Annotated in this window: 19 protein-coding genes and 1 pseudogene; 10 read left to right on the forward strand and 10 right to left on the reverse strand. The window is 37.6% G+C overall.

Translation table 11 applies throughout. The features are described from left to right. The first annotated feature begins 2 nt into the window (after positions 1–2). Complete coding sequence (locus MHB75_RS01250) at positions 3–1130, forward strand: N-acetyldiaminopimelate deacetylase (protein ID WP_340995392.1); 1128 nt, start codon at positions 3–5, stop codon at positions 1128–1130. A 70-nt stretch (positions 1131–1200) separates the two neighbouring features. Beyond that, a complete protein-coding gene (locus tag MHB75_RS01255) occupies positions 1201–1719 on the forward strand; it encodes a restriction endonuclease (RefSeq protein ID WP_340995394.1) in 519 nt (172 codons plus the stop codon). Between the two features lie 66 nt (positions 1720–1785). On the opposite strand, the gene MHB75_RS01260 is transcribed toward MHB75_RS01255, so the two are convergent. The 7 genes from MHB75_RS01260 to MHB75_RS01290 all read right to left on the reverse strand — a co-directional run bounded on the left by MHB75_RS01260 (position 1786) and on the right by MHB75_RS01290 (position 8447). Further along, on the reverse strand, positions 1786–3006 hold the full coding sequence (locus MHB75_RS01260) for an MFS transporter (protein WP_340995396.1): 1221 nt from the start codon (positions 3004–3006) through the stop codon (positions 1786–1788). 187 nt (positions 3007–3193) lie between these two features. Then, positions 3194–4273, reverse strand: a complete 1080-nt coding sequence (locus tag MHB75_RS01265; protein ID WP_340995397.1) for an ABC transporter substrate-binding protein — start codon at positions 4271–4273, stop codon at positions 3194–3196. Then, positions 4273–5064 (reverse strand): ABC transporter permease, encoded by a 792-nt coding sequence (locus MHB75_RS01270; RefSeq protein WP_340995399.1) that lies wholly within the window; start codon positions 5062–5064, stop codon positions 4273–4275. Before MHB75_RS01270 ends, MHB75_RS01265 begins: the two co-directional genes overlap by 1 nt. After that, positions 5048–5869 carry an ABC transporter permease gene (locus MHB75_RS01275; RefSeq protein ID WP_340998524.1) on the reverse strand — a complete coding sequence of 274 codons (822 nt, stop codon included), beginning with the start codon at positions 5867–5869 and terminating at the stop codon, positions 5048–5050. Before MHB75_RS01275 ends, MHB75_RS01270 begins: the two co-directional genes overlap by 17 nt. Beyond that, complete coding sequence (locus MHB75_RS01280) at positions 5859–6965, reverse strand: ABC transporter ATP-binding protein (protein ID WP_141275053.1); 1107 nt, start codon at positions 6963–6965, stop codon at positions 5859–5861. Before MHB75_RS01280 ends, MHB75_RS01275 begins: the two co-directional genes overlap by 11 nt. 20 nt (positions 6966–6985) lie before the next feature. Continuing rightward, positions 6986–7528 (reverse strand): helix-turn-helix domain-containing protein, encoded by a 543-nt coding sequence (locus tag MHB75_RS01285; RefSeq protein WP_087682391.1) that lies wholly within the window; start codon positions 7526–7528, stop codon positions 6986–6988. Between the two features lie 253 nt (positions 7529–7781). Continuing rightward, complete coding sequence (locus MHB75_RS01290; protein ID WP_068455231.1) at positions 7782–8447, reverse strand: LytTR family DNA-binding domain-containing protein; 666 nt, start codon at positions 8445–8447, stop codon at positions 7782–7784. A gap of 230 nt (positions 8448–8677) precedes the next feature. Here MHB75_RS01290 and aceA point away from each other — a divergent pair, with 230 nt between their 5' ends. The 4 genes and pseudogenes from aceA to MHB75_RS01310 form a co-directional block, all read left to right on the forward strand. Next, positions 8678–9958: an isocitrate lyase gene (gene aceA / locus MHB75_RS01295; RefSeq protein WP_141275055.1), complete on the forward strand. Its 1281-nt coding sequence runs from the start codon at positions 8678–8680 to the stop codon at positions 9956–9958. Positions 9959–10056: 98 nt separating this feature from the next. Further along, positions 10057–11652 carry a malate synthase A gene (gene aceB, locus MHB75_RS01300; RefSeq protein WP_340995405.1) on the forward strand — a complete coding sequence of 532 codons (1596 nt, stop codon included), beginning with the start codon at positions 10057–10059 and terminating at the stop codon, positions 11650–11652. Positions 11653–11961: 309 nt separating this feature from the next. Next, positions 11962–12621, forward strand: coding sequence for a potassium channel family protein (locus tag MHB75_RS01305; protein ID WP_068455227.1), 660 nt, complete (start codon positions 11962–11964; stop codon positions 12619–12621). Between the two features lie 197 nt (positions 12622–12818). After that, positions 12819–13085 (forward strand): annotated as a pseudogene (locus tag MHB75_RS01310) (transposase); the annotation flags it as partial. Positions 13086–13263: 178 nt separating this feature from the next. Here the strand turns inward: MHB75_RS01310 and rnjA are convergent. Beyond that, positions 13264–14931 carry a ribonuclease J1 gene (gene rnjA, locus MHB75_RS01315; RefSeq protein ID WP_141272651.1) on the reverse strand — a complete coding sequence of 556 codons (1668 nt, stop codon included), beginning with the start codon at positions 14929–14931 and terminating at the stop codon, positions 13264–13266. Between the two features lie 4 nt (positions 14932–14935). Continuing rightward, the gene (locus tag MHB75_RS01320) at positions 14936–15145 is read right to left on the reverse strand and encodes a DNA-dependent RNA polymerase subunit epsilon (protein WP_068455218.1); all 210 of its coding nucleotides are present in this window, start codon (positions 15143–15145) and stop codon (positions 14936–14938) included. Positions 15146–15549: 404 nt separating this feature from the next. Between MHB75_RS01320 and MHB75_RS01325 the strand changes: the two genes are divergently transcribed. After that, positions 15550–16335 carry a Cof-type HAD-IIB family hydrolase gene (locus MHB75_RS01325; protein ID WP_340995414.1) on the forward strand — a complete coding sequence of 262 codons (786 nt, stop codon included), beginning with the start codon at positions 15550–15552 and terminating at the stop codon, positions 16333–16335. 52 nt (positions 16336–16387) lie between these two features. On the opposite strand, the gene def is transcribed toward MHB75_RS01325, so the two are convergent. Continuing rightward, positions 16388–16945 carry a peptide deformylase gene (gene def, locus MHB75_RS01330; RefSeq protein WP_340995416.1) on the reverse strand — a complete coding sequence of 186 codons (558 nt, stop codon included), beginning with the start codon at positions 16943–16945 and terminating at the stop codon, positions 16388–16390. A 353-nt stretch (positions 16946–17298) separates the two neighbouring features. On the opposite strand from def, the gene pdhA reads away from it, so the two are divergent. From pdhA to MHB75_RS01345, 3 genes are read left to right on the forward strand one after another with little or no spacing between them, the layout of a single operon-like run. Next, on the forward strand, positions 17299–18411 hold the full coding sequence (gene pdhA / locus MHB75_RS01335) for a pyruvate dehydrogenase (acetyl-transferring) E1 component subunit alpha (RefSeq protein WP_141272657.1): 1113 nt from the start codon (positions 17299–17301) through the stop codon (positions 18409–18411). Between the two features lie 3 nt (positions 18412–18414). Further along, positions 18415–19392: an alpha-ketoacid dehydrogenase subunit beta gene (locus MHB75_RS01340; protein WP_068455206.1), complete on the forward strand. Its 978-nt coding sequence runs from the start codon at positions 18415–18417 to the stop codon at positions 19390–19392. Positions 19393–19418: 26 nt separating this feature from the next. Further along, entirely contained in the window at positions 19419–20720 is a 1302-nt protein-coding gene (locus MHB75_RS01345) for a dihydrolipoamide acetyltransferase family protein (RefSeq protein ID WP_325942948.1), read from the forward strand. Positions 20721–20723: the final 3 nt, after the last annotated feature.

Raw genomic sequence — 20723 nt, forward strand, 5'->3', positions numbered from 1 at the left:
GTGTGAAGTCTTTTATTGAAGTTCGAAGGGATTTACATAGAATTCCGGAGATTGGTTTTCAAGAGTTTAAGACGCAACAATATTTACTCGATATAATTACATCGTTTATAAAGCCCTATATGCGTATCATAAAATGGCGAACGGGTTTTATTTTAGTTATTGAAGGGATTAATCCTCGTTTGCAATTAGGATGGAGAACAGATTTAGATGGTTTGCCTGTTCAAGAACAAACTAATTTATCATACGCTTCTGAACATGAGGGTTTTATGCATGCATGTGGACATGACTTCCATATGACGATTGCGCTAGGGCTTGCGAAACGATTTGCGGATGTTCAACCAGAGCATACGATTTTATTGTACTTCCAACCTGCTGAAGAAGGCCCTGGAGGCGCAGAGCCTATGTTAGAGTGGGTGAAGGCAGAACATCCAGAACTACTTCCGGATTATATGTTTGCATGTCACATCGCACCAGAGTATCCTGTTGGAACTGTTGCAACACGACCTGGTATGTTATTTGCAAATACATCTGAACTTTTTATTGATTTAAAAGGACTAGGTGGACACGCAGCATTTCCGCACCATACAAAAGATATGACTGTTGCAGCTGCATCGCTTATTATGCAACTACAGACGATTGTCAGTCGTAATATCAATCCATTAGAAGGTTCTGTTATTACAGTTGGTAAAATGACTTCTGGCACCGTACAAAACGTTATTTCAGATGCTGCACGTTTGGAAGGAACAATCCGTACAGTAACAGCTGAGAGTATGGCACAAATAAAAAAACGTATTCAAACATTGTGTGAGGCGACTGCTCTTGCATTCGAATGTGATGTGACGATTGACTATGGTTCAATGTATTATCAAGTGTACAATGATGCACACTGTGCGACATCGCTTCTTCAATATGCAGATTCTGTAGAAGGTATGACAGCGTACGAATGCCCACCAGCAATGACTGGTGAGGACTTTGGTTTCTTTTTAAAAGAGATTCCAGGCGCGATGTTTTGGGCTGGGGCGAATACCCCTTATGGATTACACCATGCGAAAATATCACCCGATGAAAATCTCATCGAACAAAATATTTTATTTGTAGAAGGATTTCTTCGACAATTCCATTTGAAATAAATAAAACACTTGTTCTCTTTTGCTGCTTTCTGTATGATAAAACAGATTACGTAAATAAAGGAGTACACAGATGAACCAATTAATTGAATATATCGTATGGGGTGCCATCGCGGTTGGGATTCTCTTATTCCTTTCGATGTTGATTCGCTTTATTCAAGAAAGAAAAAGAAGAAAATCCTATGAACGATTAATGCAGACGACACAAATTCGCGATGTCGATGAAATGGATGGCTATGTATTTGAGGACTTTTTAGCACATGTATTTGAAGACTTAGGTTACGAAGCAGTTGCAACGCAGCGCTCTAATGATTTTGGAGCAGATGTCATGTTACAACATGATGAAGGGAAAATTGTGATTCAAGCGAAGCGTTATCAAGATAAAGTTGGTTTAAAAGCAGTACAAGAAATTTATGCAGCGCAGGCTTTTTATGAAGCAGATGAAGCGTGGGTAATTACGAATAACTACTATACACAAGCAGCGAAACAATTAGCTACAGCTTGTCAGGTGACACTCATGAATCGAGAAGATCTCATTGATTTATTAAAAGAACGTAAAAAAGTTATGAAGTCTTCAAGGCGTGCATCTTGATTTACACAACACAATATAAGTACGAAAAAAAGAATCGCGTGATAAGTTACGCGATTCTTTTTTTGTTTATGCTTTTGTATCCAAGTCGACATTCGGTTGTTGATGTACAGGTCTTTGAATGGGATTTCGCTTTTGCCATACATAGGTGATGACGAAGCAAATCATGAGAACGGCACCACCTACGATGAATGGAATCGACATATTAATATCGAATAATGTACCTGCAATTGCGGGTCCAATCATATTCCCAAGAGACATATAGGAGTTGTTCATACCAGAAGCAAAACCTTGTTCTTTCCCAGCGGCATACGAAATAAGTGTATTGACTGCTGGACGAATAAGAATAGCCGCTGTTTGGAAAATCGTTGCAACAACTAGGATAAGGAAGAATCCACTAATGTAAATCATACAAACTGTAAAGATTGATGCGATGACTAGACTGAACAAGATAATACGCATCTCGCCAAAACGTTTAAATAACTTGTCTAACAATAGTCCCTGAACAATAACACCGATAAAGCCACCAACAGTTAAGACAATGGCAATTTGATTCGGTGTGAAGTCGAATTTATACGTTAAAAATAGTGACATAGAAGATTGGAAGTTGGCGATACCAAATGTGAAGATGAAAACAACTAATAGTAAAACAAAATAGGGTGTAGTGAAAGAAGTTTTCATATCTTTTAAAATATTACCACTACCTGTACTTTTCGCACCTTTAGCTATAACAGGTTTTGTTGCAGGAAGCAAAAACATCGTTAAAATACCTGCTAAAATAGCGGCTGCACCGGCGAAATAGAATGGGAAGTGTAAATTAATATTGGATAATAAACCACCTAAACCAGGCCCAATGGTAAAGCCAAGTGAAATCGAAGCGCCGATTAAGCCCATCGCTTTCCCACGTTGTTTTCCTGTTGTAATATCTGCCACATACGCCATAATGGGTGGCGTGATGAAGGCAGAACCCACACCTGTTAAAAAGCGGAAGATATAGAGTTCATAAAGATGGCTCGCGACACCGAATAAAGTCATGGACGTACCATTAATCAGTAGCCCAATTACGATGAGTTTTTTTCGACCAAAACGGTCAGAGAGAGAGCCAGCGAGTGGAGAAAAGATGAATTGTGCCAGTGCGATACTGGCGATTAAAAAACCAAGTACAGCGCCCTGTCCTCCAAAGCCTTGTAAATAATGTGGCATGATGGGAATAATTAAGCCGATACCACTCATGGAAATAAACATGTTGAACATTAAGAGTGCGAGTGCTAATTTTACTTTCTTTTCCATAGAAGGCTCCTTTGTTGAGTATTTCGTATAGCTAAATAATAACGGCTATAGTATAGAATCGCAATGAAAAAAATCTACTTCTTTTGACTGAAACAACCTTACTTGTAGTATTCCTTTTTATAAAGGAGAACAACCCTGTTGAAACATCAAAAAAACTGTAGATGAAACGAATTCATCTACAGTCCATTTATTCATTAATCGCCATTTTAAATTTCAGGAATAATTCATTGTATTCCCCGATTTTTTCAAGGCCAAGGTTTTTATAAACATGTAAGTTTTCGCGTGTTTCTTTCGAAGGGTAGTAACGTTCATCGTTTACTACTTCTTCATCTAGTAGAGAAAGAGCCGCTTTATTTGGTGTTGAGTAACCGACATAATCTGCATTTTGAGCTGCATTTTCAGGTTCTAACATGAAGTTAATGAATTTATGTGCGCCCTCTACGTTTTTAGACGTTTTTGGAATGACCATATTATCAAACCATAAGTTTGAACCTTCGCTTGGCACTGTGTATGTTAAATCTTCGTTCTCATACATCATATCTGCTGCTTGTCCAGACCATGTTAGAGCGACCATCGCATCTTCATTAATCATCAGCTGTGTTACTTCATCACCGATAATTGCTTTGACATTCGGTCCCATCTTAATTAGCTTGTCTGTTGCAGCACTTAACTCTTTTGGGTCCGTTGAGTTCAGTGACTTACCCATACTGTTCAATCCCATACCAAGCACTTCACGCGCACTATCTACTAAGACTACTTTACCTTTTAAAGAAGGATCCCATAAATCATCCCAACGCTCAAATTTATATTTGTCGCCTAATAATTTAGGGTTATAAACAATCCCAACTGTTCCCCAGAAATAAGGAATTGAATATTGATTTTTTGGATCAAATGGTAAATCTAAAAAGTCTTCATCAATATTTTTTAAATTCGGAATGTCTTTATGATTAACAGGTAATAATAGATTTTTTTCTTTCATTTGTTCGATTGTGTATTCAGATGGCACGGCGATATCATAGTTTGTTCCGCCTTGTTCAATCTTTGTCATCATCGCTTCATTTGAATCGAATGTTTCATAAACGACGTGAATACCTGTCTCTTTTTCAAACTTTTTAAGTAGGGCAGGGTCGATATATTCGCCCCAGTTATAAACTGTTAAAACTTTTTTGCCTGATACACCAGATGATTGGCTCAGCGAATGTATCGCATAGAATAAGATACCACAAACAGCGAGTAGGGCAATACTAATGCGTATAAGTGATTTCATTAATTACGCACCCCCATTTTTTTACGTGTCGTAATAAAGTGATAGCCAAGTACAAGAATAATCGTGACAAAGAATACTAAACCTGAAATCGCATTAACTGTTAGTGATACCCCAGCACGCGCCATTGAATAAATCTCAACAGATAATGTACTGAAACCATTCCCTGTAACGAAGAACGTAACAGCGAAATCATCTAATGAGTAAGTTAAAGCCATGAAGAAACCAGCAAAAATCCCTGGTTTAATAAATGGAATGATAACACGTGTTAAAATATCGCGTTGTGAAGCACCTAAATCACGTGCAGCATCAATTAATGAACTGCTCATTTCTTGTAGTTTTGGTAATACCATAATAACAACGATTGGAATACTAAAGGCAATATGACTTAATACTACCGACATAAAGCCGAGTTTCACACCCACAATTGTAAATAGAATTAAGAATGAAGCACCGATAATAACGTCAGGGCTTACGATTAATACATTGTTCATCGATAAGACTGTATTGCGTAATTTACGATTACGCATGGATGAAATACCGATTGCACCAAGTGTTCCGATGAATGTCGAAATGAGTGCAGAGAGTAGGGCTACAATAATTGTATTCATTAAAATAATGAGTAGACGATCATCTTCAAAAACCGCTTTATAATGTTCCAATGTAAATGATTTGAAGTTTACCATCGAATCACCACTGTTGAAAGAATAGAAGATTAGGAAAAAGATTGGTGCGTATAAAACGACCATAACAAGTGCTAAATAGAATTTAGAACCTTTACTTAGTCTTTCCATTTTGTGTCTCTCCTTTCTCTTTAGAACCTGTTAGGAACATGATGATAAACATAACGATGATTAGGAATACGGCAATGGTAGAACCCATTCCCCAGTTTTGCGCAACTAAGAATTGTTGTTCAATCGCTGTACCTAGTGTAATGACTTTGTTACCTGCGATTAAGCGAGTAATCATGAATAATGATAGCGCTGGGATAAATACAGCTTGCACACCGGCTTTAATTCCATTCATTGTCAATGGAATAATGACACGACGGAATGTTGTAATGCGTGAAGCACCTAAGTCACGTGCAGCATCAATTAATGCAGGATTTAATTTATCCAGTGCATTGAAAATTGGTAAAATCATAAATGGAATAAAGATATAAACAGATACAAAGATGAAACTGAAATTCGTGAATAGAATTTGTTGTTCACCAATACCAATTGTAGCTAAGAAAGCATTAATCGGACCTTTGTTACCGAAAATACCAATGAATGCGTATGTTTTTAATAATAAGTTTACCCATGAAGGGATAATAATTAAGATTAACCATAGCTGTTTATGTTTTAATTTTGTAATTAAATAAGCAGCAGGGTATGAAACGAGTAAAGAGAATAGCGTAATTAAGAACGCATACCAGAACGAACTTAATGTCATCTCAAAATAGACACTCGTAAAGAAGTTTTTATAGTTTTCAAGTGTAAAATGACCATCTAAATCGAGCATTGAGTAGTACAGTACGAGTAAGATTGGTGCGACAACGAATAGTACAACCCATGCGTAGTAAGGGATAAGAGAGAAAACTCCGCCCTTATTTTTCATCATGGTCATCTCCGTATGATTCTAAACGTTTATCAAAATCTTCTTCAGATTCATTTAAACGCATGATGTGAATTGATTCTGGATCGAAATCTAAACCGATTTTTGCACCAACATCGGCTTTTTTCAGTGAATGAACAAGCCATTCATTACCAGCTTCATCAAAGGTAGAAAGTTCATAGTGTACGCCGCGGAATAATTGCGAATCGACTGTTACAACAAGTTTTCCTTGTTGGACAGTTGTTAATTCTAAATCTTCTGGACGAATAACCACATCTACTTTTTCATTTGGATTTAAACCTTGGTCAACACATTCAAATTCTTGACCATTCATATTAACAACAAAATCGCGTACCATGATGCCAGAAATAATATTTGATTCGCCGATAAAGTCAGCTACAAAGCGATTAATTGGTTCATCATAAATATCAACTGGTGTCCCGCTTTGTTGAATATTTCCTTCATTTAAAACAAAGATTTCATCGCTCATCGCAAGTGCTTCCTCTTGGTCATGTGTTACAAAGATGAATGTCTTGCCTAAACGTTGTTGTAATTCGCGTAATTCGTATTGCATCTCAGTACGAAGCTTTAAATCAAGAGCAGATAGTGGTTCATCTAATAAGATAATTTCAGGATCATTAACAATCGCGCGCGCAATCGCAACACGTTGACGTTGACCGCCTGACATCTCTTGAATTTCGCGTTTACCGTACCCTGCAAGATTGACGAATTTTAATGCTTCTTCAACGCGGCGTGTAATTTCAGCGTTATTTACTTTTTGAATACGTAAACCAAAAGCAACGTTCTCAAAAACATTTAAATGTGGAAATAGTGCATAGTCTTGAAAGACCGTATTTACTTGGCGTTCATTAGCAGGTACTTTATTAATGTTCTTTCCATTAAATAAAATTTCACCTTGTGATGGTTCCATAAAACCAGCGATTAAACGTAAAATCGTCGTTTTACCACAACCTGATGGTCCAAGTAAAGTGTAGAATTTTCCTCTTTCAAGTTCAAAGTTGACGCCCTTTAACACCTGTGTACCGTCGCTGTACGACTTTGACACGTTGTTAAACGAGATAATAATATTTTCTGACATGATGTACTAGGCCTCCTAAGCTACAAATAAGATTCTGTTGCGACTAACAGTAGTTGAGTTCTCCCTGCAAATGCATTTAAGATTTGATGTGAGTCAATTGCTTCATAATAAACAGAATCACCTGCAGTAGCAATAAATTCCTCTGCTCCTAATACGATACGGACACGTCCCTCTAATACATAGATAAAGGTTTCAGACGGGGAAGGTTCAAATTGTTTGAACTCCCCTTTTTCCTCGAAGGTTAGGATGACAGGTTCAATTTCTTTTTCATTTGATGTGGGGATTAACCACTGAAGTTTGTATTTTTTTTCTTCGTCTGTATAGACGGTTTGGTCTTCAGTTGTATAAACAACTTTTTGATCATCGGTTTCATCGTCGAAAAATTCTTTTGGTGTAGAACCAAGAACTTCTAATAAATTGAATAAAGTTTCAATGGAAGGGGAATTGAGGTCACGCTCTAATTGTGAGATATAGCCTTTTGTTAAATCGGTACGTTCACCTAGTTCCTCTTGTGTGAGTTCCTTCCTTAAACGTAATCGTTTAATTTTTTTGCCGATTTGCATAAATATTCTCCTCGAATAAGTTTACTTTTGGTAAACTTGCAGATTTGAAAGTATCGTTAAAGTAAACTTCAAGTTTACTCAAACGATATCCATTATTACAAAAATACGTTGATATTTCAAGTCATTTTTATAAAAAAGTATCTTCTTTCTATATAAATTAGAAAAGCTAGTCACAACGCTATTTCAAATACAATTAGCGTTATGGCTAGCTCTTTTTATTCAAGTTCATTTAAATAACTTCCTATTAATATATTTAAAATTCTAAAGCCTTTCTTAAATCCGTTACATAAGACTGTGATACAGGTAATTGTTTTCCATCTTTCATAACAATTAATAAGTTCGAGGCAAAGTCACGTGTGATTTTTGAGATATTTCGAATATTGATAATGTACGATCGATGAATACGAATAAAATATTCAGGTAGGCGATTCGCTAAATCTTTCATCGTTAATGAAATTTGAAATAGTTCATTTTGCTGGTAACACCAATTTTTCTTATTTAAGCTTTCAAAGAATGAAACGTCTTCGATTGGAATTGGCTGCCATTCGTCTTCATTTCGACCTGTAATAAAGTAAAGTGGTTTTTCTTTCTTTCGACTTGGTAGAACGATGAGAAGGACGCCCTTTTTCTCGCGCACGGTAATAGGATAACCAATGCCATGATAGCTTCCACTTCCATAAGGATTATCAATTGTTTGTTCCACTTTGCGACCGCTTTCATAAACGAGTTGTGCAATACTCGTTGGTGCAATGGATTGTCCGATTGAAATTTGAATATCGACTTGTTGAGGTGCATAATAAACATAGTTATTTTCTACTGCAATAGCAATTGTTGCCTCTTGCGGGGTCCAATCTTGTAATAAGGATGTGTACTGTACTATAACATCCTCTGCTAAATCCCTGTAAATTGACTCAATCATTCAAATCATCCTCCTAGTTTAAAATTTCTTTATCCAGTTATATCTTATTCTATCCTAGAAAAACCATCTTTCATCTGAAAATCAATACAAGTAAATCATGTTGTTATATAGTAGTCTATAACAACGGTAGCTGTTATGCAACAAATAAATTGGAAAAAACAGGGGTGTATTTTCTGATAGCGTCAAATGTTATCGTTTTACTACTACTTAAATAAAGGGAGATGGATGAAATGACACAACAAGAACAAATTAAAACTTTAGAAGAAAAATGGGCACAAGATGGACGCTGGTTAGGAATCGAACGTCCTTATTCAGCAGAAGAAGTTTTAAAGTTACGTGGATCAATTGAAATCGAATATACACTTGCTAAACGTGGTGCTGCTCGCCTTTGGAAATCTTTACACGAAGAAGATTTCATTAACGCACTAGGTGCTTTAACAGGTAACCAAGCAATGCAACAAGTAAAAGCAGGTTTAAAAGCAATCTACTTAAGTGGTTGGCAAGTAGCGGCAGACGCAAACATCGCTGGACAAATGTACCCAGACCAATCTTTATACCCAGCAAACTCTGTACCGCAAGTAGTAAAACGTATTAACCAAGCACTACAACGTGCTGATCAAATCGATCATGCAGAAGGTCGTAACGACGGTTTTGACTGGTTCGCACCAATCGTAGCTGACGCTGAAGCAGGTTTCGGTGGTCCGTTAAACGTATTCGAATTAATCAAAGGCATGATTGAAGCTGGTGCTGCAGGCGTTCACTTAGAAGACCAATTAGCTTCTGAGAAAAAATGTGGTCACTTAGGTGGTAAAGTATTACTTCCAACTCAAAATGCAATCCGTAACTTAATCGCAGCTCGTTTAGCGGCAGACGTACAAGGTGTTGATACAATCATCATCGCTCGTACAGATGCAGACGCAGCAGATATGGTAACAAGCGATATCGACCCACGTGATGCAGACTTCATCACTGGCGAACGTACACCAGAAGGTTTCTTCCGTACAAAACCAGGTATCGACCAAGCTATCGCTCGTGGTTTAGCTTACGCACCGTATGCTGATCTTGTATGGTGTGAAACATCTAAACCAGACCTAGAGGAAGCGCGTAAATTCGCAGATGCAATTCACGCAAAATTCCCTGGTAAAATGCTTGCTTATAACTGTTCACCATCATTCAACTGGGAAGCGAACCTTGATGAAGAAACAATCGCTCAATACCAAGTTGAATTAGGTAAAATGGGTTACAAATTCCAATTCGTAACATTAGCTGGATTCCATGCATTAAACCACAGCATGTTCAAATTAGCGCATGACTACCGCGATAACGGTATGGCTGCATACTCTAAGTTACAACAAGCTGAGTTCGCTGATGAAACTTTAGGCTACACAGCTACAAAACACCAACGTGAAGTAGGTACAGGTTACTTCGACGAGGTATCACAAGTAATCTCTGGTGGTACATCTTCTACAACAGCTATGAAGGGATCAACTGAAACAGCTCAATTCATTTAATACACAACTCAAAAGAGCTATGGGATTTATGACAATAGTAAATCGCTTACAACCATAGCTCTTTTCTAAAATTAATGAAAGACTGGGAGGAAGAGAATATGCAGCAGACATCCGCAAACATTCGTGTTTTAGGACCGCAAGACGAAGTAACGAAAGAAATTTTAACACCTGAAGCACTACAGTTCATTGCATCACTTCAAGTGAAATTCAATGACCGTCGTTTAGCTTTATTAGAAGCACGCCAAGAGCGTCAACGTGAGTTAGATAACGGTGGAACACTGGATTTCTTAGAAGAAACAAAAGAAATTCGTGAATCGGATTGGACGATTGCACCTTTACCAGCTGATTTACAAGACCGTCGTGTTGAAATTACAGGCCCTGTTGATCGTAAAATGGTCATCAATGCTTTAAATTCAGGCGCAAAAATGTTCATGGCTTGTTTTGAAGATGCTACTTCACCAACATGGGAGAACATGATTCATGGACAAAAGAATATGAAAGATGCCATCGCTAAAACAATCTCATTTGAGAATCCAGCGAATGGTAAAAAATATGCTTTAAAAGAAGAAACAGCTACATTACTTGTACGTCCACGTGGTTTACACATGAACGAAAAGCATGTAGAAGTGGATGGTTCACCAATGTCTGCTAGCTTCTTTGACTTCGGTCTATATTTCTTCCACAATGCAAAAGCTGCATTAGAGCGTGGAACAGGTCCATATTTTTACTTACCAAAGTTAGAAAGTTACTTAGAAGCACGATTATGGAATGATGTATTTAATTATGCAGAAGAAACATTTGATTTACCGCATGGCACAATCAAAGCAACTGTATTAATTGAAACAATTACAGCTGCATTCCAAATGGATGAAATTCTTTATGAACTACGTGATCACTCTGCTGGTTTAAACTGTGGACGTTGGGATTACATCTTTAGTTATATCAAGCGTCTACGCAATAAAGGTGAAGTGATTTTACCAGACCGCGGTCAGGTAACGATGACATCACCATTTATGAGAGCGTATTCAACGCTATGTATTAAAACATGTCATAAGCGTAATGCACCTGCAATGGGCGGTATGGCTGCACAAATTCCAATTAAAAATGATCCTGAAGCTAACGAAGCTGCATTCCAAAAAGTGCGTGAAGATAAGCGTCGTGAAGCAACAGATGGTCATGATGGTACATGGGTAGCGCATCCAGACTTAGTGGCTGTAGCAATGGAACAATTTGATGAGCATATGCCGACACCGAATCAAATCGACCGTAAACGTGACGACGTTCATGTAACAGCAGCTGATTTATTAGAAGTGCCAATTGGTACGATTACTGAAGAAGGTCTACGCATGAACTGTAGCGTAGGTGTTCAGTACATCGCTTCTTGGTTACGAGGAAATGGTGCTGCACCAATCAACCACCTGATGGAAGATGCAGCGACAGCAGAAATTTCACGTACACAAATTTGGCAATGGATTCGCCATGCAGACGGTAAGCTTGTAACAGGCGAAGATATTACAGCTGAATTATTCAAACAGATCTTAGCTGAAGAGCTAGATGTTTTAAAAGAGCAATTTGGCGAAGAACAATATAATGCTGGTAAATTTAATGAAGCAGCAGAAATCTTTACAGACTTAATCTTACAAGATGAGTTTGAAGAGTTCCTAACAACTTCAAGTTATAAAAAATTAGCTTAATTCATACATTAATCTAACACTAAAAAAAACAGCTGACCCTGAAATGATTCTTATATAGCGTGTTCTTTTAGATTAATGTCACCCTAACAACACGCTATATGTATATAATGATTGCGATGAAAAAAACTACGAATTTTTTTGGCTACGCCTCACCAACGTGGCCCATAACAAACAAACTCCTATAAAGATAAAGAGAGAGACTGCTACAGACATGGCAGTCTCTTTTCATATGGCTATTGTATTGTGGTTTTAAAGATTTTTGATAGAATAAGGTGAGATAGGAAGTTTCGAGAAATCGGAGGAATAAATATGAAAAAAGAGTTCGTAGTCATTGGACTAGGACGTTTTGGTGGTAGTATCGTAAATGAACTAGTGAACCAGGGCGCAGATGTGATGGCGATTGATAAGTTTGCAGAGCGTGTAAATGAATTCTCAAAAATTGCGACGCAAGCTGTCATGGCAGATACAACAGATGAAACGGTACTAAAACAACTCGGTATTCGAAATTTCGAGCATGTGATTGTGGCAATTGGTGATGATATTCAATCAAGTATTTTAACGACTTTAATGTTAAAAGAAATCGGTGTGCAGAAAATTACGGTTAAAGCACAAAATGACTATCATGAAAAAGTGTTACGAAAAATTGGTGCAGACCATGTCGTACATCCAGAACGCGATATGGGTATTCGAATCGCGAATAATATGATGTCAAATAATGTTTTAGATTATCTAGAACTATCAGACGAACACTCGATTATGGAGATTAAGGCCAATCGTTTATTAGCTGGACATACGATTATCGGATTAGATATTCGTGTGCGCTATGGTATTAACATTGTAGCGATTAAGCGCGACCAAGATATTATTGTGTCACCTGCAGCAGATGAAAAAATCATTGAAGGCGATATTTTAATCGTCATTGGTGCAGATGCGGATATTAGCCGCTTCGAGAAAAAGATGTTGAACTAAAGGAGAAGCTAGGACAAAGCCCTAGTTAAAAGCAAGACAGGCTGGGACATAAGGGCAAAAAACACATCCTATATGAGCATAAGAAAAACTGGAATCGCGCTGTAGCACGGTTCCGGTTTTTCGTTGCGAACGCTAAAAAAGGAAAATGACATGTTTTGTCCCAGCCTGTTTTTGGTCTGTCTGCGAATATTCTGCTCGTGCTGTTCCCACAGAAGTCACACCCACACGCCCAGCCAAAACAACGTACCAATACGATTCAACACGTACGGATAAGACAGGATTTACACGCCATTTTAAAATATATACATGTGAATACGCATTGGGAAGAACAGAAGAAAATGATTCAAGCGATGCTTTCAGAAACAAAAACAGGCGCCATTTATCGAAAACGAAAAATCGATGTGGAACCAGTTTTTGGATTTTTGAAGGCGAATTTAGGTTTCACTCGATTTTCACTTCGTGGAAAATAGAAGGTCTGAAATGAAATTGAACTTACCTTAATGACGACCAATCTAAGAAAGTATGCGATGAGAGGGTAAAACACCACATCACGTATGAAAAAATCACACAAAAAAGGAGATTGTGTAGGCAATCTCCTTTTTGTGTGACTGAAAGCGATTTATGTCCCAGCCTCTTTTCTATTTAGACTTCCATAATGATTGGTAAGACCATTGGACGACGTTTTGTTTTTTCGTATAGATAAGGTGTTAACACATCGGTAATTTCATTTTTCAAATCTGACCACTGTGTTGTTTTTTCCTTAACTGATTCTTGTAGATGACGATTTAGCATTTGTTGTGCTTCATTAATCATCATACCTGACTCACGCATGTAAACGAAGCCACGTGAAATGATATCTGGACCTGATACGATACGTTGGTTTTCCATATCAACACTTACAACAACAATCACAAGACCTTCTTCTGAAAGAATACGACGATCGCGTAATACGATGTTACCGATATCACCGATTCCGTTACCATCGATGTACACATCACCAGAAGGAATGCGACCAGCAACATGTGCCTCATCAGAACTTAATGCAAGAACATCACCGTTTTCCATGATGAAGATATTCTCTTCAGGTACGTCACAATCAACAGCAAGACTTGCATGCATACGAAGCATACGGTATTCACCGTGAATTGGCATGAAAAATTTAGGCTTCATTAAACGTAACATTAATTTTTGTTCTTGCTGAGAACCATGACCAGATGTGTGAATGTTATTCAATGAACCGTGAATAACATCTGCACCTGCACGATATAATAAGTTGATAATCTTATTCACGCTCGCTGTGTTACCTGGAATTGGTGAAGAAGAGAAAATCACTGTATCGTCAGGTTGAATTTGAATTTGACGATGTGTACCATTTGCAATACGAGAAAGTGCTGCCATTGGTTCACCTTGAGAACCCGTACATAAAATCATCACTTCATTCGCTGGAAGGCGATTTAAAGTTTGTGTGTCAACAAATGTTTCTTTTGGAGCTGTAATGTAGCCGAGTTCACGACCAATCGTGATGGCATTATCCATACTGCGTCCGAATACAGCTACTTTACGACCGAATTTAGCCGCAGCATCTGTTACTTGTTGTAAACGGTGAATATTTGATGCAAATGTTGCAAAAATAATACGACCATCTACTTTACGCATGATTTCGTCAATGCTTTCGCCGACTTTACGTTCAGACATTGTAAAGTTAGGAACCTCAGCATTTGTACTATCAGATAGTAGGCATAGTACGCCTTCTTTACCGATTTCAGCCATTTTCGTTAAGTTGGCTGGTTCTCCAACAGGTGTGAAATCAAATTTGAAGTCACCTGTATGCACGATATTACCAGGAGGTGTTTTAACGACTACACCTAAAGCATCTGGAATACTGTGAGTTGTTCTAAAGAAACTAACAGATGTTTTTCTGAATTTGATAACATCTTCTTCTTTAATTTCGATTAATTTTGTTGTGCGTAGTAAACCATGTTCGTCTAATTTATTACGTAATAAACCAAGTGCTAGTTTACCACCATAGACAGGAACATTAATTTGGCGTAATAAGTAAGGAATACCGCCAATATGATCTTCGTGACCATGCGTAATAAAGAGACCTTTAATTTTATCAACATTTCTAACAAGATAAGTGTAATCAGGGATTACATAGTCGATGCCTAGTAGGTCATCTTCTGGAAACTTAATTCCTGCGTCAATCAGAATGATTTCATCCTGAAATTGAACCGCATACGTATTTTTGCCGATTTCGCCCAGTCCGCCAAGTGCGAAAACAGCTGTTTGGTCATTTTTGACGAATTTCATCTACTTAGAATTGCTCCAAGTGGAAGTTTTCGCTTGCTTGTTCATACTCTAGGTAATTACCCTCAAGCAATTGAATTAATTCGATGTTGTAGCCACGATCAGCTAGCAGTGCACGTACTTCACGTGGATCTGCTGCTTCAAGATATAGGCTTTTAGTATTTTCGCGAACTGGAACTTGAAGCTGGCTTTCTTGATAATAAACTTTGTAAATCATTTTATTTGCTCTCCTTTAACACGTTCAAAATATGTTGCATTTCTTATATATTATCATGACACCAATATAAAATAAAGAAAACCCCGATAAAAATTGCATTTCAGGTTTGGATGTCAAAAGGAAGAGAGATCAGACTCGAAGTACATCAAGTCCCATCTCTCTTCATCACTAAGCTACCGTTTTCTTTTCGAGTAAGCCACGAAGCCTTTTCAACAGTCGTTTTTTAAGACGTTTAAACATGGCGTATCACTCCCTAGTTATAGTATAAGTGATAACGACATGAGAGTAAAGTTATTTAACTTGACATATAATAAGGAAGAAAGAGTGAGAGCAACAAAAAAGCTTAGAGTGTGTTAGAATTAAGAACATATAAAAGTATGAGCAGTTAGGGAGGAGTTTAGGAATTGAAGAAAAAGTTATTATTTTTTGATATAGACGGTACACTCTATAACACATCAAAAAAAATTCCTGAAGCAACAAAGAAAGCAATTGAAGAGGCGAGAGCAAATGGTCATGAAGTAGCCATCGCAACAGGGCGCTCTCCGTTCTTTTTAAAAGAAGTAAGTGAAGAGCTAGACATTGACAGCTACGTTAGTTTTAATGGTCAATTTGTCGTTTATCAGGGGAAAACAATTTCTAAACGTCCAATCCCAGCAGATGTACTTGAACGACTTGCAATAGAAGCAGAAAAAGATGGTTATCCTGTTGTTTATTTAGACGAGCAACGTATGACATCGACAACAGAATATGATGACCACGTAAAAGCAAGTATGGATTCATTATTCTACCCAATGCCTGAGTACGATTTGAATCACTGGAAAGAAGCGGATATTTATCAAGCGCTTTTGTATGTTCCAGAAGAAGAAAAACCGCGTTATTTAAAGGCTTTTCCAGAGTTAGCATTTATTCGTTGGCATAAGTATTCAGATGATGTGATCAATCATGATGTGTCTAAAGCATATGGCATTGAACAATTTATTCAACATACTGATTTTACGTTAGCAGATACAATGGTCTTTGGCGATGGGTTAAATGATATTGAAATGCTTGAACTTGTTGCAAAAAATGGTACGAGTGTTGCAATGGGGAATAGCCCTGAGCGTGTAAAAGAAGCAGCGAGCATTGTAACAGAACATGTAGATGAAGATGGCTTATCAAAGGCTATGCGCCGTTTAGGTCTTTGCGAATAATGAAGAAAAGAGGAATCGCACGATTGAAACGAGCGATTCCTCTTCTTTGTAATTATGCTTCCTCTAAAGGATGTGAGTTAGGTGCCTCGTAAAAAGGATTTTCCTTATTGATTCGATCATAGAACATAACACCATTTAAGTGGTCTAGCTCATGTTGGAAAGCAATTGCAGGAAGATTTTTCAAACGTACTTTTTTCTCTACGCCATCTAAGTCTTTATATTTTACGGTAATGCGTTGTGGGCGTGGAACGTATCCAGGTACATCACGATCAACTGATAGACAACCTTCGCCGCCTGGAAGATATGTTTCTTCTACAGAATGACTGACAATTTTCGGGTTGACAATGATTTCACTTAACATCTCACCGTTGTCTTTTGGTACATGTAGGGCAAACATGCGAATTGAACGATTTACTTGTGGCGCTGCAATGCCGATTCCTGAACGCAGCTCATACTTTTCAGCTATTTCAGGGTCTTGGCTATTGATTAAGAATTCAAGTAATTCTTCACCGAATTTGCGTAATTCGTCTGTTAGAGGAAATGGTACTTCCTCTGCTTTCATGCGAAGTGTTTCATGCCCTTCGCGAATAATATCTTTCATTAAAATCATGGTAATCTCCCTTTCCAAACAATATCTATTCATAAGTATATAACAATAAGTCAATTCAGCAATAAAAAAAGACCGACAATCCAATATTCTCCATTGTTTCACTCGTATGTGGGGTGGGAATAATCAAACGTATAGGCTTGTGTCTGTGCTACATTAAAACAAGAAAAAACCATCTGTATTATAATACAGGTATATTAAAATATATAATACAGCACCTAAAAGAAAATAATATGACAAAACAGTGAATTAAGTGATTGACGTATGAAAACGAATTCAGTATACTGAAGATAGATATAGTTGTACTAATGATTTTGGAATTTTAAATAATACAGTTACAAAGGAGATGTAAGAGGATGACTTCAAACAATAACCTTTTTGATCCAGTAAAAAACTTACAAGAAATTGAAGAGAAGTTTGAAATGGTTCAAATTTTAAATGAAAACGGCGAAATCGTAAATGACGCTTTAGATCCTAAATTATCAGATGAAGAGTTAGTTGAATTAATGTCACGTATGGTATTTACACGTATTTTAGATCAACGTTCAATCTCTTTAAATAGACAAGGACGCTTAGGTTTCTATGCACCTACAGCTGGACAAGAGGCATCACAAATTGCATCACACTTTGCACTTGAAAAAGAAGATTATATTCTCCCAGGTTACCGTGATGTACCACAAATCATATTACATGGTTTACCTTTATGGAAAGCGTTCCTATGGTCACGTGGTCATTTCGTAGGTGGTCAAATTCCTGAGGACGTAAACGTATTACCACCACAAATTATTATCGGTGCACAATACATTCAAACTGCTGGTGTAGCACTTGGTATGCAAAAACGCGGTAAAAAATCAGTTGCTGTCACATACACTGGTGATGGTGGTTCATCACAAGGTGATTTCTACGAAGGTATTAACTTTGCTGGTGCATTCAAATCACCTGCAATTTTCATCGTACAAAATAACCAATTCGCGATTTCAACACCACGTGCTTTACAAACATCTGCAACAACAATTGCACAAAAAGGTGTAGCAGCTGGTATTCCAAGTATTCAAGTAGATGGTATGGACCCATTAGCAGTATATGTAGCAACACGTGATGCGCGTGAACGTGCAGTAGCTGGAGAAGGCCCATCATTCATCGAAACTGTATGTTACCGTTACGGCCCACATACAATGGCTGGTGATGATCCAACACGTTACCGTTCATCAGAAACAGATAGCGAGTGGGAGAAAAAAGATCCTGTTGTTCGTTTCCGTAAATACCTTGAAGCAAAAGGCATTTGGAGCGAAGAAAAAGAAACTGAAGTAATCGAAAAAGCAAAAGAAGAAATCAAAGCAGCGATTAAACAAGCAGATGGCGTACAAAAACAAAAAGTAACAGATTTAATTTCAATCATGCATAAAGATGAACTTCCATATAACTTAAAAGAGCAATATGAAATCTACAAAGAGAAGGAGTCGAAATAACCGATGGCACAAATGACAATGGTTCAAGCAATTACAGACGCTTTAAGATGTGAGTTAAAAGACAATGAAAACGTGCTCGTTTTTGGTGAGGACGTTGGTGTAAACGGTGGGGTATTCCGTGCCACTGAAGGTCTTCAAAAAGAATTCGGTGTCGATCGCGTATTCGATACACCACTTGCAGAATCAGGAATCGGTGGTTTAGCAATCGGTTTAGCACTTCAAGGTTTCCGACCAGTGCCAGAGATTCAATTCTTCGGCTTTGTATATGAAGTAATGGATTCAATTTCAGGTCAATTAGCACGTATGAGCTACCGTTCAGGCGGCGCATTAAATGCACCTGTAACAATTCGTTCACCATTCGGCGGTGGTGTACACACACCTGAAATGCACTCAGATAGTTTAGAAGGTTTAATGGCTTCACAACCAGGTTTAAAAGTAGTTATTCCTTCAACACCATACGATGCAAAAGGATTATTAATCTCATCTATTCGTGATAATGACCCTGTTATTTTCTTAGAGCATTTAAAATTATACCGCTCATTCCGTGAAGAAGTTCCAGAAGAGTCATACACAATTCCACTTGGAAAAGCGGATGTAAAACGTGAAGGTACAGATTTATCAATCTTTGCATATGGTGCAATGGTTCAAGAATCATTAAAAGCAGCTGAAGCATTAGAAAAAGATGGTTACTCAGTAGAAGTAGTAGACTTACGTACAGTTCAACCACTTGATATTGAAACAATTATTGCATCTGTTGAGAAAACAAATCGTGCAATCGTTGTACAAGAAGCACAAAAACAAGCAGGTATTGCAGCAAACGTTGTAACTGAAATTACAGAACGTGCAATTCTAAGTTTAGAAGCACCTGTATTACGTGTAACAGCACCAGATACAATTTATTCTTATCCGCAAGCAGAAGCAGCTTGGTTACCAAATTATAAAGATGTTATGGCAACAGCGAAAAAAGTTTTAACATTCTAATCATAAAAAAGGAAGGGTGAAGCAACATGGCATTTGAATTCCGATTACCAGATATTGGAGAGGGAATCCACGAAGGTGAAATCGTTCAGTGGTTTGTCAAACCAGGTCAAGAAGTAAAAGAAGACGATATTTTAGCAGAGGTTCAAAACGATAAAGCGGTTGTTGAAATTCCATCTCCTGTGGACGGTACGATTTTAGAAGTTTTAGTAGAAGAAGGTACATTAACAACTGTAGGTACAGTTCTACTGAAAATTGATGCACCTGGATATGAAGATCTTCAATTAAAAGGTCATCATGATGAAGAAGAGGAAGAAGAAGAAACACCAGCAAAAGAAGAGGCTCCAGTAAAAGAAGAAACTGTAGAAACTTCAAAAGCACCAGAGATTGTTGAACCTTCAAATACTTCAAAACGTGTCATTGCTTTACCATCTGTTCGTAAGTTTGCACGTGAACAAGGTGTAGATATCTCTGTAGTAGAGGGAACAGGTAAGAACGGACGCGTAACAAAAGAAGATATTCTAAATCATGGTAAACAACCAGCAGAAACAACTGTCGCTTCTGAAAATACAGAAGAAACTACTCAAGCACCTGAAGTAGCTTCAACTCCTGTAAACTTAGAAGGTGAATTCCCAGAAACACGTGAAAAAATGTCTGGAATTCGTCGTGCGATTGCAAAAGCAATGGTAAATTCAAAACATACTGCACCACATGTAACATTGATGGATGAAGTAGATGTTACGAATCTTGTTGCACATCGTAAAAAGTTCAAAAATATTGCAGCTGAAGAGGGTATTAAGCTAACATATTTACCATACGTGGTAAAAGCTCTAGTAAGTACCCTACGCAAATTCAAAGAATTCAATCGTTCGTTGGATGACGCAACAAACGAAATCATTCAAAAACATTATTACAACATTGGAATTGCAGCAGATACAGAACGCGGATTGCTAGTTCCTGTAATTAAACATGCTGATCGTAAATCAGTGTTTGCGATTTCGGATGAAATAAATACACTTGCAGAAAAAGCAAGAGATGGTAAACTAGCACCTAATGAGATGCAAGGTGCTTCATGTTCAATCTCAAATATTGGTTCAGCTGGTGGTCAATGGTTTACACCTGTTATCAATCATCCAGAGGTTGCAATTTTAGGTATTGGACGTATTGCAGAAAAACCTGTAATAAAAAATGGTGAAATTGTAGCCGCACCTGTGTTAGCATTATCATTGAGCTTTGATCATCGTATGATCGATGGTGCCACTGCGCAAAACGCTATGAATCATTTAAAACGTTTGTTAAGTGAGCCAGAATTATTATTAATGGAGGCGTAATAT

This window comes from Kurthia sp. FSL E2-0154, assembly GCF_038003625.1.
Taxonomy (GTDB): Bacteria; Bacillota; Bacilli; order Bacillales_A; family Planococcaceae; genus Kurthia; species Kurthia gibsonii.

Coding starts and splice junctions, on each gene's coding strand:
- MHB75_RS01255 (WP_340995394.1), top strand. CDS start 1,201: ATGAACCAATTAATTGAATATATCGTATGGGGTGCCATCGCGGTTGGG.
- MHB75_RS01260 (WP_340995396.1), bottom strand. CDS start 3,006: ATGGAAAAGAAAGTAAAATTAGCACTCGCACTCTTAATGTTCAACATG.
- MHB75_RS01265 (WP_340995397.1), bottom strand. CDS start 4,273: ATGAAATCACTTATACGCATTAGTATTGCCCTACTCGCTGTTTGTGGT.
- MHB75_RS01270 (WP_340995399.1), bottom strand. CDS start 5,064: ATGGAAAGACTAAGTAAAGGTTCTAAATTCTATTTAGCACTTGTTATG.
- MHB75_RS01275 (WP_340998524.1), bottom strand. CDS start 5,869: ATGAAAAATAAGGGCGGAGTTTTCTCTCTTATCCCTTACTACGCATGG.
- MHB75_RS01280 (WP_141275053.1), bottom strand. CDS start 6,965: ATGTCAGAAAATATTATTATCTCGTTTAACAACGTGTCAAAGTCGTAC.
- MHB75_RS01285 (WP_087682391.1), bottom strand. CDS start 7,528: ATGCAAATCGGCAAAAAAATTAAACGATTACGTTTAAGGAAGGAACTC.
- MHB75_RS01290 (WP_068455231.1), bottom strand. CDS start 8,447: ATGATTGAGTCAATTTACAGGGATTTAGCAGAGGATGTTATAGTACAG.
- aceA (WP_141275055.1), top strand. CDS start 8,678: ATGACACAACAAGAACAAATTAAAACTTTAGAAGAAAAATGGGCACAA.
- aceB (WP_340995405.1), top strand. CDS start 10,057: ATGCAGCAGACATCCGCAAACATTCGTGTTTTAGGACCGCAAGACGAA.
- MHB75_RS01305 (WP_068455227.1), top strand. CDS start 11,962: ATGAAAAAAGAGTTCGTAGTCATTGGACTAGGACGTTTTGGTGGTAGT.
- rnjA (WP_141272651.1), bottom strand. CDS start 14,931: ATGAAATTCGTCAAAAATGACCAAACAGCTGTTTTCGCACTTGGCGGA.
- MHB75_RS01320 (WP_068455218.1), bottom strand. CDS start 15,145: ATGATTTACAAAGTTTATTATCAAGAAAGCCAGCTTCAAGTTCCAGTT.
- def (WP_340995416.1), bottom strand. CDS start 16,945: ATGATTTTAATGAAAGATATTATTCGCGAAGGGCATGAAACACTTCGC.
- pdhA (WP_141272657.1), top strand. CDS start 17,299: ATGACTTCAAACAATAACCTTTTTGATCCAGTAAAAAACTTACAAGAA.
- MHB75_RS01340 (WP_068455206.1), top strand. CDS start 18,415: ATGGCACAAATGACAATGGTTCAAGCAATTACAGACGCTTTAAGATGT.
- MHB75_RS01345 (WP_325942948.1), top strand. CDS start 19,419: ATGGCATTTGAATTCCGATTACCAGATATTGGAGAGGGAATCCACGAA.